Annotated in this window: 21 protein-coding genes and 1 pseudogene; 5 read left to right on the top strand and 17 right to left on the bottom strand. The window is 35.6% G+C overall.

Features of this window, described 5'->3' with window-relative positions; genetic code table 11:
- Positions 1-322 precede the first annotated feature (322 nt).
- The 3 genes from ACMT7R_RS10225 to ACMT7R_RS10215 form a co-directional block, all read right to left on the bottom strand.
- Positions 323-514 (bottom strand): hypothetical protein, encoded by a 192-nt coding sequence (locus tag ACMT7R_RS10225; protein ID WP_415311710.1) that lies wholly within the window; start codon positions 512-514, stop codon positions 323-325.
- Between the two features lie 437 nt (positions 515-951).
- Positions 952-1,956, bottom strand: coding sequence for an LLM class flavin-dependent oxidoreductase (locus ACMT7R_RS10220; protein ID WP_415311709.1), 1,005 nt, complete (start codon positions 1,954-1,956; stop codon positions 952-954).
- A gap of 534 nt (positions 1,957-2,490) precedes the next feature.
- Complete coding sequence (locus ACMT7R_RS10215) at positions 2,491-3,519, bottom strand: aldo/keto reductase (protein ID WP_415311707.1); 1,029 nt, start codon at positions 3,517-3,519, stop codon at positions 2,491-2,493.
- A 474-nt stretch (positions 3,520-3,993) separates the two neighbouring features.
- On the opposite strand from ACMT7R_RS10215, the gene ACMT7R_RS10210 reads away from it, so the two are divergent.
- On the top strand, positions 3,994-4,803 hold the full coding sequence (locus tag ACMT7R_RS10210; RefSeq protein ID WP_415311706.1) for a DNA alkylation repair protein: 810 nt from the start codon (positions 3,994-3,996) through the stop codon (positions 4,801-4,803).
- Positions 4,804-4,976: 173 nt separating this feature from the next.
- Here ACMT7R_RS10210 and ACMT7R_RS10205 read toward each other — a convergent pair whose 3' ends face one another.
- From ACMT7R_RS10205 to ACMT7R_RS10190, 4 genes are all read right to left on the bottom strand, one after another.
- Positions 4,977-5,621 (bottom strand): hypothetical protein, encoded by a 645-nt coding sequence (locus ACMT7R_RS10205; protein ID WP_415311705.1) that lies wholly within the window; start codon positions 5,619-5,621, stop codon positions 4,977-4,979.
- 162 nt (positions 5,622-5,783) lie between these two features.
- Positions 5,784-6,185 (bottom strand): hypothetical protein, encoded by a 402-nt coding sequence (locus tag ACMT7R_RS10200; RefSeq protein WP_415311704.1) that lies wholly within the window; start codon positions 6,183-6,185, stop codon positions 5,784-5,786.
- 216 nt (positions 6,186-6,401) lie between these two features.
- Positions 6,402-6,764: a hypothetical protein gene (locus tag ACMT7R_RS10195; RefSeq protein ID WP_415311703.1), complete on the bottom strand. Its 363-nt coding sequence runs from the start codon at positions 6,762-6,764 to the stop codon at positions 6,402-6,404.
- A 339-nt stretch (positions 6,765-7,103) separates the two neighbouring features.
- Positions 7,104-7,721: a TMEM175 family protein gene (locus ACMT7R_RS10190; RefSeq protein ID WP_415311702.1), complete on the bottom strand. Its 618-nt coding sequence runs from the start codon at positions 7,719-7,721 to the stop codon at positions 7,104-7,106.
- 831 nt (positions 7,722-8,552) lie between these two features.
- Between ACMT7R_RS10190 and ACMT7R_RS10185 the strand changes: the two genes are divergently transcribed.
- From ACMT7R_RS10185 to ACMT7R_RS10170, 4 genes are all read left to right on the top strand, one after another.
- Positions 8,553-8,942 (top strand): methyltransferase dimerization domain-containing protein, encoded by a 390-nt coding sequence (locus ACMT7R_RS10185; protein WP_415311701.1) that lies wholly within the window; start codon positions 8,553-8,555, stop codon positions 8,940-8,942.
- Positions 8,905-9,372, top strand: coding sequence for a methyltransferase (locus ACMT7R_RS10180; RefSeq protein ID WP_415311700.1), 468 nt, complete (start codon positions 8,905-8,907; stop codon positions 9,370-9,372). Before ACMT7R_RS10185 ends, ACMT7R_RS10180 begins: the two co-directional genes overlap by 38 nt.
- Positions 9,373-9,379: 7 nt before the next feature.
- Positions 9,380-9,568, top strand: a complete 189-nt coding sequence (locus tag ACMT7R_RS10175; protein WP_415311699.1) for a methyltransferase — start codon at positions 9,380-9,382, stop codon at positions 9,566-9,568.
- Between the two features lie 332 nt (positions 9,569-9,900).
- On the top strand, positions 9,901-10,347 hold the full coding sequence (locus tag ACMT7R_RS10170; RefSeq protein ID WP_415311698.1) for a hypothetical protein: 447 nt from the start codon (positions 9,901-9,903) through the stop codon (positions 10,345-10,347).
- A gap of 1,169 nt (positions 10,348-11,516) precedes the next feature.
- Here ACMT7R_RS10170 and ACMT7R_RS10165 read toward each other — a convergent pair.
- The 10 genes and pseudogenes from ACMT7R_RS10165 to ACMT7R_RS10120 form a co-directional block, all read right to left on the bottom strand.
- Complete coding sequence (locus ACMT7R_RS10165; RefSeq protein ID WP_415311697.1) at positions 11,517-11,702, bottom strand: hypothetical protein; 186 nt, start codon at positions 11,700-11,702, stop codon at positions 11,517-11,519.
- A 365-nt stretch (positions 11,703-12,067) separates the two neighbouring features.
- Positions 12,068-12,238, bottom strand: coding sequence for a hypothetical protein (locus ACMT7R_RS10160; protein WP_415311696.1), 171 nt, complete (start codon positions 12,236-12,238; stop codon positions 12,068-12,070).
- 1,271 nt (positions 12,239-13,509) lie between these two features.
- Complete coding sequence (locus tag ACMT7R_RS10155) at positions 13,510-13,698, bottom strand: hypothetical protein (RefSeq protein WP_415311694.1); 189 nt, start codon at positions 13,696-13,698, stop codon at positions 13,510-13,512.
- 851 nt (positions 13,699-14,549) lie between these two features.
- Positions 14,550-14,813: a hypothetical protein gene (locus tag ACMT7R_RS10150; RefSeq protein ID WP_415311693.1), complete on the bottom strand. Its 264-nt coding sequence runs from the start codon at positions 14,811-14,813 to the stop codon at positions 14,550-14,552.
- Complete coding sequence (locus ACMT7R_RS10145; protein ID WP_415311692.1) at positions 14,814-15,065, bottom strand: hypothetical protein; 252 nt, start codon at positions 15,063-15,065, stop codon at positions 14,814-14,816. It lies immediately after the preceding gene.
- Positions 15,046-15,372 (bottom strand): hypothetical protein, encoded by a 327-nt coding sequence (locus ACMT7R_RS10140; RefSeq protein WP_415311691.1) that lies wholly within the window; start codon positions 15,370-15,372, stop codon positions 15,046-15,048. Before ACMT7R_RS10140 ends, ACMT7R_RS10145 begins: the two co-directional genes overlap by 20 nt.
- Positions 15,329-15,523 carry a hypothetical protein gene (locus tag ACMT7R_RS10135; RefSeq protein WP_415311690.1) on the bottom strand — a complete coding sequence of 65 codons (195 nt, stop codon included), beginning with the start codon at positions 15,521-15,523 and terminating at the stop codon, positions 15,329-15,331. Before ACMT7R_RS10135 ends, ACMT7R_RS10140 begins: the two co-directional genes overlap by 44 nt.
- Positions 15,501-16,062: pseudogene (locus ACMT7R_RS10130) on the bottom strand (hypothetical protein). The gene ACMT7R_RS10135 and the pseudogene ACMT7R_RS10130 overlap by 23 nt, the downstream one beginning before the upstream one ends.
- A gap of 67 nt (positions 16,063-16,129) precedes the next feature.
- Entirely contained in the window at positions 16,130-16,306 is a 177-nt protein-coding gene (locus tag ACMT7R_RS10125) for a hypothetical protein (RefSeq protein WP_415311688.1), read from the bottom strand.
- A gap of 370 nt (positions 16,307-16,676) precedes the next feature.
- Positions 16,677-16,856, bottom strand: a 180-nt coding sequence (locus ACMT7R_RS10120; protein WP_415311687.1) for a hypothetical protein, incomplete at its 5' end; no start/stop codon positions are given.

The following is a 16,856-nucleotide window of genomic DNA, read 5'->3' as shown; positions in this document are numbered from 1 at the left end:
GCAAGTGCTCTAAATATAGCTAAAGTTTTCAAGCAAAGTGATTTCACATTACATACCTGTAAAATCCCATCCATAGATAGACATGAATTTATGACTTTGATTTTTCTGTGTTTTACAAGTAAATAGGCTTCTGTAGAATTATTACTATTTGTAGTCATCGTTTCAATTTGATATCGAGATTCACAATTTACAGATGTTCAAGTTAATCAACAAAAAAATTCTATCTTACAAAACGGAAAGTAGTGTACTAGAAACAAATTTTGAGTAAAAATACTTATTGGATCCTCTTAGGTGTTATATCATATTCGAATAGCATCGTTGATTACCCCACAGTATCTGTAAACTGTCTAAGCTGTAGCATCTTGTCTCTCTCAATTTCATAAACCCGACAAAAAGGTGTCTCAAAACTTGAATCTTGTCTTGATTTTCCAATATACGATCCAAATACTAGAACTATACTACCAATTATTAGTAATTCTTTTTTCTCTGCACTATATCCTCTGAAATCTAACAAAATTTTTGGAAAGCATCATCAAATACTGATTTCAATCAAGTATGTTCCTCCATTTGCCGTTCCATCCGTTGTTATCCGCAGAAGGTTTTCAAGGCAGTAATTCACAATTTTTGAGTCTTGCACTTAAACGAATTAAAATGTCTTTGAATAGCTGTTTGTAGTTCTGCCTATGTACTCTACCACACGAGATAGCATTGAGAGGAATTAATATTCTAATTTTCACTTATGTTTGAACTCTGCATTTTTGAAAACATTGATCTCGGGTTGCAATTTGTCATTGATGTCTGCAAGAAAGTAATATATTTAGATGACAGGAGAAATGACATTCAATTCTGTAAATCAAACAATCTTAATTAGTATAACTCAAGTGAGCATCAAGGGATGGTGTTATAAAACAGTGATAACTGGTACGCTTAAGGCAGTTTTATCCTATGGTATCACAATGTAGATAGTATTTCAAAAGAGCATAACCGTGCCTCATGTTCATATATATGTGAAACGACCATTAACTCATTAACATGAATACCGTTCAAAAAAGATACCAAACCTCTCTTGAGTGTATTAGGTTCTCCAACGAAAGAATATTTGAGCCTTTCATTCACGGTATACTTTTCAAGAGGGTTCCAAATTTTGTCCATATCGTCTACAGGTGGCTGTAACAAAGAATGATTTCTTCTAATCATTCCCAATGCCATTTGTTGTACAGAGGTAAATAAACGATTAGCCTCCTTATCTGTATAAGCAGCACATACATTTACAGCAGCCATGACATATGGCTGTTTCAGGTTAGCCGAAGGTTGAAATCTCTCGCGATAAATATTGACAGCTGACTCCAAATAAGCAGGAGCAAAATGACTCGCAAATGCAAAAGGCAATCCCCAATCACCTGCCAGCTGAGCACTAAACATGCTAGAACCTAATAACCAGATTGGTATATCCAATCCCTCTCCCGGATTAGCTCGAACCGTTTTATTGACCTCCTCTGAACCAAAATAACGTATTAATTCCTTTACGCTATTTGGAAAGTCATCTTCAGTTTCTTCTAATTTGCCGCGTCTCAATGCCAAAGCTGTAGATCGATCGGTGCCTGGAGCACGACCTAGACCCAGATCAATTCTACCCGGGTACAGACTTTCGAGGGTTCCAAATTGCTCTGCTATAATCAATGGGCTGTGATTTGGAAGCATAATCCCTCCAGAACCTACCCTAATTTTGGTAGTACCGCCTGCAATAAAACCGATGAGGATTGAGGTTGCGGTACTTGCAACACTCATAATATTATGATGTTCAGTTAACCAATACCGCCCATATCCCCATTTTTCAACATGCTGTGCCAGATCCAAACTATTTCGCATAGATTGAGCCGGGGAGCCATTAGTATTTACCATTACCAAATCAAGTACTGATAATTGGAGCTCGCTTTTTGTTGTAGGATTTTGCAATAACTGATTAATACATCTTCAAAGTATTATGTTTAATTCCACCCGATCAAAATTGCATCATTTAATTAATTTGAGCGACTGGGTTTATCTCAATAAATACCAACCCTTTCAAAATATACATGCTAAATAGGTTGTGAATTTTTTTTAGTAAATTGTATAAAAAATCTTTAAGCGAGTCTCAACTTGCATGAATGTCCTTCCAGTAGACGAGGCTTTTATGAGCTTGGATATGGTCATAGCCATATTACCGAACATCGCCGAATAGATCGCATACTTCGATATATTATTAACTTCTGTTTATTTTACTAAATTTACTGTTTAACTAGTTGACCAGAACTCTTAAGATCCATCGCCTTCGATTTATGAGATTGCAGTTTTTTGCGTTGAATTGCCAATAATTCACACTTGATACACATAACTACATTATCGTATCTAGAGTATTTAAGTATTGTCATACTCTAAAGATGACAAACTAAAATTATTGGTCTCCGAATGTTTTAGAGGTTATTATCTTTAATTTGGATTATGAATATCCTATCTATACTCATCGCCACAATCTCCCACAACCTCCATCAAATCATTTCCCTTTTCACATACGATATCAATGGTGTCAATATCCTCTCTTTCCAAAGAGAACTTAAATACCTGTGAATTACTGTTCCTATGATCAGACAGACCAAGTCTTGTACCAATTAGGACTCCAGCCACAACAGACTTATCTAGGACGTATTTAGTAGCTATATTGGCCATACTTACATGATGTTTTTGCGCAATCTCATGTAGTGTAGACAACATTTCCTGGAACAAAGTCCAATCGCCCCACTTATCAATCATTTTTTTATATTTTCGCAAGCTAAGCGTATCTAACTCATAAATAGATGGCTCGTGTTCTCTTCCAAGAAATCTCTCTGTTAAAAGTCCCCCACAAAGGGTTCCATATGCAAGAATTTTAATATCATGATCCTCACAAAATGGGACCATTTTTGCCTCGGGCCTACGATCTATAATAGAATATTGAATTTGATTAGACAAGATTTGTAGACCCGCATCATCCATCACTTGTAGGCGTTCGGTATCAAAATTTGTTAGACCAACATGTTTAATCTTTCCTTCATCTCGTAGGTCGGATAGATAATTTAATGCATCTATATAATAAGGATTATTATAATCCCACCAATGAAACTGCAAAACATCCAATGATTCTACTCCCATTCTATTTAGCGAACATTGAATATTTTCTCGAACCATAGACTCAGTAATTTTACCCGGATGAGGAACCCATTTTGTGAGAACCTGAACTCTTTGAAGTTCTTCGCTTCCTTTTATCTCAGATAATCTCCGTCTAAAATGACCTATGAAATCCTCTGCAGGTCCATATATGTCTGCCAAATCCCAGCTGGTAAAGCCAGATTCATGATATCTCAACATATCCTCGATCGCTGCTACATGATCTATATATCCATGTCCGCCAGCTACTTGCCACATTCCATTGACCAATCTATGGATTGTCAAATCAGGTGCTAGTTCGTATTGAGAATTATTTTCAGTTGAAATATTATTCATTATCTACGTTTATTCTACAAATGAGCTGACAAATATAAGGATCGTGGAAAAGACTTTTATGAGAACAGAATAATGATAATGGGCTCTACCAATCGCAAATGAATAGAAAATATTGAATATGACCTCTGGTCAAATAATATTTGCTGCGATGTATGTATATAAAAAACATAGAATCTAACACACAACTTTTAATCGTCAAACCAAAAATTACGTGGCTAAAAAGTCTCTAGAACCGGTACAATAAACCTGAAGCAGTATAGAAAAAAGAAACCAGACCTCCCACCATAACTTTTCACAGATTGTTGTTCTAGATTCAAAGTATGAAGTGGTAATGTCTTCATAGTTATCGGTAGTTTAGAATCACGACCCTAAAATTATCAAGATCTGAATAATAGCTAACTAAAATATTTTAAAACAGAGATCGAATTAAGGAGTCAAACTATTTATCATATGTAACTTATTTTGACTTGAGGATTGACAAATAACAACAATAACTCTATTAAACTAAAATACTATTATGGTAAGAATCTTGCAATACTTCTCGCAGACAAAATCTGTAGAGCATATCCATCATTCCGGAGGCAACAATTCATTGATACTGTAGACAGGAAAACTCATGATTTGGAACTAAAAGGGCGTATAAGTGCAATAACAGAAGCTCTGCATGAATATCTACCTTTACCGTATGCAGAGGTAGTTAAAATTATGGTTAGTATACTTGGGCCCCCCAATCCACATGAAACGGGGATGTTTAAAGAAGGATATTGGATAATGCCAATCGCTTTTTTTGTAGAAACTCATGGTATAAATGATTTTGAGTTATCAACCGACGCAATCTATCAAATTACCCAACGCAGTACAGGCGAATATGCAGTACGCCCTTTTGTAGTAAAATATCCAAAGGAAATGACATTATTGATGCTGCAGTGGTCCCTTGATAGTAACGTACATGTAAGAAGGTTATCTTCTGAAGGATTGCGACCAAGACTTCCTTGGGCAAAAAAACTAGAACAATTTGTCTCAGACCCAGGACCCATTCTACCCATACTGGAGAATCTCAAAGAGGATGAATCATTATTTGTGAAAAAATCAGTTGCTAATAACATTAACGACATACTAAAGGATAATTATGATATTGGAATAAGATTATTGAAAAGATGGTCTAGATCTCAAAACACCAATACACGATGGATAATAAAACACGCGTTGAGAAATGAATTGAAAAAAGTAAATACAGAAGCAATAAATTTAGTGAAACCAAAAGGAAGAAATCGATACCCCTAGATTCCAGATCTACTATGAAAGAATTACAAACATACCAATACACCAGTAATACCACAAGTTAGACGCGACGGTATTTGAAAAAGGTTGGCTTTAATTATTTCAGAAGAGAGATGTTATTGTCACTAAACAAATTACTAGTTAGTAAAGTAATGGAAAATAAATATATTCATTTATTAGATGATCCCCTTCTGTTTTTTTAGTAAATCCATAGCAAAAGTGGCAAATGCACCAACTGCCCCTGCGACGATAAGAGCTACAGCGTCACCCCAAGTATGCCAATATCCCATAAAAGTTTCACTTAAGGTAAGTGGAGGTAATACTTCTATTGTTAAGTTTGCCTTGGTAGTAATATAATCTATTGTTGGATATTTTTTGGAAATTTGAAATTCTGGATTGGTGTTTCCTGTAACAGTATCATTAAATACAGGCAATTTTGATGATGTAGTTTGTATCAACATCGAAGCTACAAGGGGTATATCATATACGCCTACTGACGATTGCGGTGAAACATGTATCTTGAATAAAGTAGGATGAAATCTTTTCACCGATACATTCAAACCTTCAAAACTGTAGTTCGAACCATTATCAAATGTTATACTAGTTACATTGTTTGAAAGTGATGTTTCAAATTCAGAAAAAACTAACTGTTCCTCCCCTTGTCTTAAAACAATATTCTTTGGTTCAGTCAAAATATTTATTGCAGGTGGGAGAGCCGCGATCCAACTTGTATAATCTCTCACTTCATTTGATTTGGACGATTCAGAAGTATAAAATGACAATCCATAATTACTGGGAGAATGAATCAAATCAAGATCCAAACGTAGGCTAACATAACCAGGACCAAGTGTAGGCCCACCAAAGGAATTAGTATAGTTGATGTTTGAAGCTACAAGTGCGCCGGCGCCAGTCGAGGATAATTGGTAAAGATATTCACTTTAAGTACCATTGACTGATTCAATATAATAATCATAGTTGGCCCATTAAATCCCGGCTTTTTCGGGTAGAGTAACAATTGCAATTAGCATACCATATCTAATGCTCTTGAGAGGTTGGTCATATATGGTACCATTTTCTGCATTAGATTCCAACCATAATGTGGTATTGAGAGTTTCTCCATTGCTAAAATAATTTACCGCCAAAATATCTGCGAAATCAGACATTAGTTGATCTGTCTTGTTACCAGGAGTTTGGATCCAATCAATACCACCTTGATTGTCGAGATATAAATCAGAAATCAAAGATTCATCAAATGCAGGTGACATGGCAAAACCCTGAAACAATAAAGAAGAAGATCCCGATATCAAGATCAATAGCAACGTAATCAATATAACAGGAACATCAAAGTCAAAAATCAATGTAAAAGGGTCTTTTCTTGTTTGCAAATTCTATAGTTTTACTTCCATCTTTAAAATTAAATCTGAACTATTAAAGATTTATCATCCACGCAGGGTCGGTAAACACTTTTATAAGAATTTTTAAAAACAATTGGGCTGAGCCCGAAGTCTATAAGAAATATACTACTCGCATCCCGAGGGCGTGGAATCATAATATATATCGGCCTATCACTAGCACGGGATATATTCTTAGAAATTGATGATTCATTTTTTTGATCTTATTTCCTTGAGAACAGTTTCGTAATCCAAGCGAACCCTTTTTCTCATATAAGGAATTAATTTGTAATGAATCGAATAATATTTCCCGTCTTGTAAAAGAATACCCTTGACCAAGAGAGATACCATGCCTCCAGTCATTTTTGAAGTTGGAATACCCTTTTGTTTAGATACCTCATCCCTCCGTTTGTGATATTCCTGGGGGGTAAAATAATTTCGGTTAATTTGCAGGATCAGGGGCCAGATTATATGTTCCCACATAAGTCTACGATTTTCAGTGGAAGTAGCATATTTTCCCTTTCCTGATTCAACAGCAAGAGAGGTTTTTTTTCTGTGCTTTTCAATTGTCATTTTCCTTCAACATAATTGCAATTCTCATAGTAGTCAAAATCATATATTATATTAGAAAACAAGTCTTATAAAACCAAGTATCTGAAAATTATAATTTTCCGTTATTACATAGTTTGGAACATACATATCAACCACACAAATATAAAATATCTAGGATTATAGTCATTTTCCAATGGTAGGAGCCCACTTTCTTACCGATATGAAATGGAGTCAGTGATATTATGAAACTAAGGCTAACTCGGTCGCATGCCTCAGGATTGGATTTAAAAAAATATGAAGACAAGGTATATTTATTCTAATCACCTTAATTCAGAACGATAGTGACAATAGTATTATCACTCACACTTCGTGCGCATGCAAATCACTATGATCCTTGTATTTCCACCTCAGAAAAATCGATACAGGGGTGATAATGATTAGCGGAAATATTGAGACAATATTGGGATTAATAAATGAAAATACTATTGAAATCGTATATGCAATGGGTATGATAATTGTCCGGTAGTATGTCAGTCGGATAACTTCAGGATTCAGTTGTGTCAAATTTTCTCTTTGACTATTAACTAATGTATTCTTCCTTATGACATGCTGCCACATTAGGAAAAGTATCAATCCGGTCATTATCTGGATTATAGAGTAAAATATGAACGAATGTTGATTGTTGTACTCATTCATTAATCTGATTGAAAATGGAATTATCGCTATAAACATTAGAAATGACAAGTTCATCCATATCATTAAATCAGTTGTGCGTGTGATGGGATTGAAGACTGCATGATAGGTAATCCAATATATTCCAATAATAACGAATGTCGTTATATAAGAAATAAAGGTAGTTGCGATCTCCCCGAATTCCTCGCTGCTGACAAGTGAATTACTGTCTAGGTGGGGAACCTGAAGCTCAACAGCCAAGATAGTTATTGCAACTCCAAAAACAGCATCAGTAAAGATCTTCATATGGAACTTGCTTATACCGTATATATTCACCATATTACATGAGGCAAAGGAACGATACTCAGTAACTAATTAAATGTTAGGATTAAGAATTCAGTCTAATTTTACAGATAAAATGTATTAACTTCAAGAATCGACGTTTGCAAGGATTTCAACTTTTACCAGAGTTGTCATAGATAATCTAAGTAGGATGAGCGCAAGTCGATAACACCACAAGTTGGTGGATTAGGGCATCATGTGATCTGGAATATAGTCAAGGAAAAAATGCTGTAATTGAGCACAATAATTTCATTCCCAAGCTGCATATCGTCTCTCTGGTTCAAAGTCCTGATAAATTTTTAATTTTACAAAAGGGCTTGATAAATATGACATCAGGATTTATTGAGATCAGAGATAGCACAACATAAAGTTATAACAAAAAAACAATGTTTCGGTTTAATGTACGACATAATTCAACAATCTGTCAAATCCCTTTTTGAGAGCCAAAGAATAAGTTATTTGGTGTTTTCTTAACTGCAGAGATTGTGCTAACATAGATAATAAAACAGGTCTCCATATCGTTGGCGGAAGTGTTCCCGAAAGATATGTCAAAGTGAATAATTTTGAATTCGTCAGCGATATATGTAAATGCAGTATTAGAATTTGAAGTTTTAATGTCATCAAGCATTTTAATATCAGTCAGTTTATGGGGGCCATTTAATTGACAGTTCACTTAAAAATACATATAATCATCAGTTTCGCTACTCTTTCAAGTAACAACAATAACCTAAATTAAAGCGTAATTCAAGTGAACATATAATAAAAAGACCTTATTCATTAGGCCTATGTCTGAATTTGACAGGTACTATAAGTTTCATTTTTGGCAGATGGAAAAGTCAAATACTTTATACAGGCGCCAAGAGTGGCATATTCGACTACCTTACAACAAATCCCGTAGATATACACCAAATTGCACAGGATTTAAATCTCAACGAGATTATGGCATATCGTATTCTCAGAGCAATATCGACTTTAGGCTATGCAAAAGAAGAAAATGATGGTCGCAGATTCTCTATAACATCATTGGGAGAAATACTGAAAAAAGATCATCCTCAAACCCTCCAAGGAGTTTTACTTTTAGAAGAGGGACCAGAACATTATCAAATTTGGAAACATTTACCTAGAATGATTAAGGACGGACAGCAGAATGCTTTTTCTTCGGAATATGGCATGGATTCTTTTTGAGTATGCAAGTAAGAACTCAGAGTATTCAAAAATTTTCAACGATGCAATGAGCAGTTATTCGGCGATGCATACTACCATGGTATTAGAAGCACTAAACAATTACGACTTTACTAACATATCTTCCCTTTGTGAAATTGGAGGTGGCCAGGGACATCTTTCAAGCCACCTTCATTCAAAATATGATCATCTCAATGGAACAATATTGGAATTGGAGCCAGTCGTAAGGAATCAAGAAAACTCCTGGCCCAGTAAAATGGGTTTGCAGGATCGTTGTAAATATATCAAAGGCAATATGTTTGATCAGGTCCCTTCAGCAGATCTTTACATGATGAAAATGATTCTACATGATTGGAGCGATAAAGAGTGCATTCAAATACTTGTAAATATTCATAAAGCTGGCACCCGACAAAGCCAGAATATTTATTGTTGAACACATAGTGCCAGAACCTAGCCAGCCACACTTTTCGAAATTGTTCGATATACATATGATGTGCGCTACTACCGGTAGAGAAAGGACAATAGCAGAATACAAGACCCTGTTAAGTCAATCGGGATGGAAATATCTTCAAACTCATTACCCTAATTCTAAAATGATTGGTGTTATCGAAGCAGTAAAAAATGGATAACTCTAAACCATTTTCATCAATTATTTTATCGGTGTTGACATTTATTTATTTAACATATTAACCAAGGTGGAATTTGAGAATCTAATTAAACATGTGCAAATATTTTTATTCTCTATTGATGTATAACAATACGTTCATTACAATACCAATTCTTAATGGTATCTAATCTTAGCTATTGTTGCCAGTTTATGGCTATAAACATAACACAAATATAATAATCCAATAATATCAAGATGTCAGATATGAAATTTCAACGCAGAAGACTATAATGTCTTATTGATACTCGTTATTGGATTTGTAATCTCGTTTTCCATGGCAGTTGCAAATTACGCTTGACATATCGAGCTTTTGACGACGCAAACTTTACTAATTCTTTGAATTTGGGAAAACCATTTGTTGTAGAAATTTATCAGTCATCAGGAGGAAAACCGGAATCTACAGATTATGGTATTTATTCAGATTTTGCTGGCAAAGGAATTCTTAACGGTACGATAGATATTGCTGTAGAGGGAAATTATTCGGAAATCCTTAGAAACAATGACACATCCTACATTCAAGGAAATACAAAGTTTTCTACAAAAGACAATGGTACAGCGTCATTTAGTTTTCAAGCTATAGGCAACTACAAACCAGACGGCACTTTTAATAGCAATGGAGTAGGGATCTTCGAAGATGAAGCAAAAGGCGAGCTTTCTTTTTTTAGAAATTGGGTGACCATTTATAAGGATCAAGTAGATAAAAACGGCAATGGAACATTTCTAATGTGGCATCTAAAGTAGATAGAAGAATAAAGCACAGGAACAGAGAGCAGCTAGTGGAGATACAATGCCTAGAAATTTGATCAATCCATAGGCTCCTCTTGATCTCGTATACTCTTTAAGATCTGTTATAAATAGAGGTACTCGACTATCAATATTTCTCTTGTTGTGTCCCTAGATGGGTGCGTAACAATATAAGAGAATAATTTGAATTTGGAATCGTAATATTTCTTACTATAGATACATTCATGCGGTGCTCTAAAAGATCTGAATTGAACTCTTCAATTTAGTATCAAATCTTGAAAGTCATGTATTGCTTAGACCAAGAGTTTGAGTTTACCTTTCAATTTTCAAAAACTGCCTATCAGTTTTTGTATCCTCTCAGCCACGAATTTTTCGACGGCCTTTTCTTGCACCATCCAACAATGTCGTGGCTCAGATATCCTGCTTCGATCCAGTGAGAAGAAAAATCTTGGCGCCAGGTTTTTTTTACTTGAATTAGCAGCTTGTGCGTGATCTAACGCTGTACATGGGTCAGAATTATACGTTTTACATTTTTGATATCGTATCCTATATCAAGTATATATTCTTCAAGCATCGGCAATCGAGAAAGAAGAGACTGGGTCAATCAGAGTCAAATTATCCTGGCATCCTCCACAAACAAGTAAGAAAAAACTTTTCCACGTGGATCAGGGTAATGAATTACTCCATCGATTTGAATATACCTTAGGAGTTATCTGGGTCATATGATTTCAAATGATTAATCATATTGATTTTTAAACTTATTCACTTTGATTTCGGAAATTTCATTTTATGATTTATGATTGCAAGACAAGAAATTATTAAAAACCGCTCATCTACTGAGAATGGGCCATGAGCAGTATATGTAGGTATCTGCATCTACCAATCGATCAAATTCTTTCTTGTAATTAAGCTGGCTCAAAAATGGGAACATCTGTAGAAATTATCTGATTTGCGTTTGGACTAAGTTGATAACAAAGTCAATATCAGGTGCCTTTGTACAGTCGGATTCCATTTCCTCTTCGCTAGCATTAAGAAACGCCTTAATCCACAATCCAACAATTTCGTAGCACGTGCGCCTTAAAGTCCAAATTCGAGTGACTATCAACAGGTTGAACGCCAAACAGCTGCATTTGTGCATCTCCCTTCAGTAATTGTCTTTAGCGTGCCTAACAAACAATCGCTACGATAACACGGTTTGGCTTGCTATGTAACAAGCCGCTGTTGCCAGATCTCAGGACGTCTGCGTATGCAGCAGTTTCTAACAGCCTACCTACACCTTGATAGCAGAATTTGGAAGATTTATGCAGGACACACACTATCACAATTCGAAGATGTTTCTGAAAGATTGGCAACCCAGCGATAGACCATTTTTCACCATATAATAAGCCGGATAATAGTAGTAGCACTGAGATGCAAATTTTTCAACAGTTGTGTCGCAAGGAGAAAAAGCATTATCTGAATCAAAGTCACCTTCTCCTGTTTCAAAGAAGGTACCAATGTTCTCCATAAATACACCCCTTCAGCATGCGCTCTCTGCCCCAGAACGGTAACAAACTCATTACAACGATCAACAGCTGCTGCAGTATCATAACGATATAATTTTATCAATCCATGCCCCACTCCATGAATACAATCACGTTCGTGTAGCCAACTGATGTTTTCTTGACCAACGGGACATAGATTCGCAATAGAAATTTGATCCTCTTCTAAGGTATTGTTAGAAATTGTTCTTGTTCAAAATAACTTTGCAAGATACCACCACAAACCGAACCCCCAACAGCTGTACTGCTGCATACTTGAGTGCTTCTTTGGGACTTCCTACATAATCATATAGCCACGTTCCAAGGCGCGTGACCATCATGATGACAAGAGTAATTGGCTTCGTCAAAAAGGCGAACAAGATTCAAAAATGTTGCTAAAACTGAATTCAACCGTCTGCTGTGGAATTATCGAGCTTGGTCTAGTGCCATCATGGGACAAGAGTGATCTTTGCTGGCAAACACATCATGACAAGATACCATAATTTGTTGGGCAAATGCCTTCGATGAATTATTTGCTGACACACCAGCCTCGTTTAGGCTATAACGGGACAGATTCTCAAATGAGTTGTGTAGACGCCGTGGTCTTTGTGATCGCCTAGCGAATAGACTTCAACACTACTGCCCAAAACAAGGGCAACAAACATTATTACAATTGTTAAAACTGATTTATATCTCTAAAGGACAACATCCGTCTGGTCCCTAGTATTTGTCTATTGTCAATCGAAAAACTCAACTATGTAAACAAGGTAAAAAGAGTGGTAATCCTTATTAAATTGGGAAAATTCATAAAATCGCTATTATTATATTTCTGAACACATTTGGCAAACTTGCAAAAATGATTGTTCAATGTGAATTCCATCATGAATAATAATTTCATATGTCATTCAACTATTCTGTAAAACGATCACATTTACCAACAATATTTGCGGTTTCTTGTCAAAATATCAAAGAAGTAGAACGGCTGAGGGACATTGCTGCTGGTGTGATCGCCTGAAATCTGGCCAATATACTCTCGACTGACTAGTTAAATCAGGATCGAAAGATTGCACATGTGTCTCATTTTGGGGACAAAACAAGGTAAACCAATCTTGATAATCAATTTGACATATCAATCTGGCAAACCTACTATTTTAAGATAGTGAATCAAATATCTTGTCAAATAAGTTGGTTGAAAAGTTGCAATAACACTACTCAAATAAATCTACTTGATTTCGAAATTGAAAATCTAAAAAAATTAAAGTCATACGTTCTCTACTTCTTATCTCTGATTCAACGTCTTTTAATCACGAATATGGGTAGGGCATTAAATAAATTTGAAAAGGATTTTACCTTTATTACCCAGGGCTTAAACTCAATTTTTTCAAAAAGTAAGTTGTTTCGACTATTCCGATTCCTTGTCTGAAAGTAAAACAAAACTATTACACCTTCCTCAACATGCTACAAGGTCTAAGGCAAGTACGATTACCACATGACCTCTGAATTCATTTTCTCTATTAGCCAAATTGTTCTTTTTATATCTGGAGTCTGTTTGTCAAAACCAGTCGCATTACTTAAAAATGAGAAACTTGAACTATTAGTGATTTCAAACTGGACTATTCCATTAAATAATTCTCCCTGGTCATTGATTATTCCAATATCTTGAAGAAATCCAATCGATACTCTCCCCATCTTCTGCTGTGATGGTACCATGGGCTGCACTCTGAATAATGCCTTCTGGCAAGTGAGTATTTATGAAGGTCATGTCATTAGTTACATTACCTACGCTTTTCATTACTGCCTTTTCTATAGCATGATCTTCGTGAATCATTGGTGTATCCGATGTTAAATTTTTAGTTTCAAGGAAGGTTCCCGAATATGCTTGATATACCGGTTTGCAAAGGTCAGGGAATCAGTAATCATATTGTTCAGCATGTGACTTGTTGTTTCATTATTTTGCAGTTCTGATCCGAACACATTTTTATCATCTAGTAGTAACACATTAATACTAAATCAATAAAATAGAGACAAGCAATATTTTGGTTTGCATATACATAGACAGCAATGAACAATAATATATAAAAATTCTTTTAGATATTATATATAACACGGATTTTCTTTAACAAGTGCTTATCCTTGATGCCTGGTTTTTGATCTTGCCAATCTTTACCAGATACCTAGAGATGTTGGTAACATATCAAAACTTTGGTCATTTATTTTTGTCTTCGTTCAGGTGGATTACAGCCATTGAAGAGTTGATTGATAGAGTGGACAAGGGGCAATTCTTCCAATGGATTTCAGTCATTGAGATACCTGAAGCAATTTTGCAATTAACCCATTTTAAGTAGCGAACAGCACGCATTTGATCAGACGGCTTACAACTTTTGTTTTAATTGAGATAAGGGGTAGAGGCATATGGACATATATAACAAAAACATTATGGAAAATAAGGGAGATTGCAACAAATATGATTTGATATTTTCATATATATTTGAAGACTCCATTGGTGATTACAAATTCTAATAACATAATCGATGTACGGTAATAAGAATAGCAAACAGATATTTTACATTTAAGTCGTTGTGGTCATCCTGTTTGACCTTATATTAATAATGGCTCTCAAGGTGGTGTAAATCAAAGCAATCTGCAATAGATATCCACCAACAATTAAAACAATTGCATTTAGAGGTTTAAAAATGTCATCATTAAATTAACATGAGGAGGTGCAAGGCTATTGCCGATGATAACAAGTATGGCTATCGGATAGTACACAAAGCTACTGTATCCCCTCCATAACAAAACAGATAGCGTGATAAAAGATAATTCTAAAGCAATTGCTCTATCAACAAAGTTAGGGTTACCAAATTGAATAGCTATTAGACCTGTTACAACGATAAAGATTAAAACGACTAGCAGCTGAGATAAATACTCATTGGATCTTTTCATTCACTCCAGACAATACAAAAGGATTTTGGAAGTACAATTGTATTCATTTTGGACCAAAGGAGAAAGATTATGAATGAGACATTTGGCTCCCAAATAGGCAATAAAGTAATCCGGGTCGTAGTCTTCATTCAGACTATTTTGAAGAAGCACTTTGGGAGCATATGTGGAACCGTATTGGTGTATTTTTAGTCGTAACCACCTTCTGATCGGATCAAAGTTGCCCTTCTCTATGTCATCTTCGTAGCTCTCCATGTCTTTGCGCATCTTTGAAGCAATTATCGCTGAGACCAAATTTCCTAAATAGATAAGTTGGGAAATATCCAAAGAGACCACTGCTCCAATGTGTATCCTGAAGGACCCCCAATGAATCCATTGTAGGTCTTACACCGAGTAACTGTTCCATTCTATCGTTCCAAAATTCAGGAATTTCAGAGACATTAAGATTACCCTCAAATATTTTCTTCTCTATTTCATATCGAATCGCTATATGTAAATTGTAGGTTACTTCATCAGCATCAACTCGAATACGCCTTGAGGTTATTGAAAAGCAGTTCATCATCTGTAGTTTGACTAGCAAAATTCACTTGCTTTCTAATTAAGGGTGATATCAATTTTAGAGAAACTTGACCCAAAGCATTTTCCCAGAACCTTGATTGAGATTCATGCAGTTCAAGCGAAGACCCACCTTCAATTGGAGCAACAGATACCATCTATCACATTGAAGATTACAGATAGTATTACCTCCCTCACTGACGGACGAAATATCGACTTTTTGAAATCGATTCCTTCATAACGAGTAGTTATTCTGACGTCGTTGAGCCCCATGGTCTCTGTGAAAGGATGAGTAAGAGTCCATTCTAAATTGTCTCTTGTCGTATTGTAGAAGATCCAAGATATCATGATTAAGCTGATCCACCTTTTTGAAATCATACTTTAATCTCCCAAGATTATTATCTTTGCAAAAAGGACTGTTTGAATCCACGAGTTTTTTCAAAAGCTTTTGAATACGAGGTGTCAATACACCAAATATCCTATCCGAATTACCACTCGCAGTGAGCTGCTCTTCGAACGCATCGTTAAAAAGAGCATCGTAAGGATGATTATCATACCCCCATTTTGCTGCGATTTCTTTCTTTATTTCTATCATTTTCTGCAAATGGGGTTCAAACATCTTAAAATCAGATTTCGCCCTTGCTTCTCTCCAGGCCATGTTTCCCCTTATTCTTACTAATGATTCTGCCTCAGTCAATTCTTTGGGTATCTTGATCTGTTTGGTTATTTCCTTGTCGAGGACTCTTAAGTACGCCCCTTTCGGTTTACATTACCGCAGCGTCATCGAAGTTCTTTGCTGATTCAACAAGGCCTGTAAATTCTTTGTTTAGCAGTAGATCTTTATGCAGCATGTGAAGTCGAGAATCGGCCACTCCCCGTTCTTCTGTTCCTTCCTTAGGCATAAAAGTCTCAAAGTCCCAACCCATAAGGGAAAACGGCATGTTTTATCGACCACATCGGTTTATAAGCATCGAGGATTCGATTCATGACTGGATTCTCGCATCTCATTTTTTTATACCTTTGATGGACTCAATCTATCAGTTACTTAATCCTTTGCTAGTGTGCGTAGAGTAATTAAAGATATATTTACTATTATACGAAAGACTAATCAATAATCATAATTTAGAATGCCCAAATCCATTATTTTGATTTGATCTTTGTTTGCATCAGAGAGCAATAAAATGGATGGGGAGTTAGAGAAATCAATTTACATGCCTATTCAAACAAGATATCAGAACCTCTCCATTGTCACATTCGAATGTCAGGACCCTTGGGTGAAGGCTTTTAATTCTACAAATTGCGATCATATTATCAAAATAAGTCTAGATGACCAGTGGAATTTGTTTTAGTATACAATACCAGTAGAGACTCTTGGATTATCAGTCTTACTCCATTAAGGTCAATCATTATGGCAGTTGCGTTGTCGGGTTTCATATTGCCACTACTATTAGAGTCATTGGTTGTAATGATGCTTTGTCCATTTACGATAGT

This window comes from Candidatus Nitrosocosmicus sp. FF01 (assembly GCF_047711275.1).
In the GTDB taxonomy this organism is placed as follows: domain Archaea; phylum Thermoproteota; class Nitrososphaeria; order Nitrososphaerales; family Nitrososphaeraceae; genus Nitrosocosmicus.
Note: the sequence above shows the minus strand (reverse complement) of the source record. Positions and strands in the feature narration are given on the sequence as shown.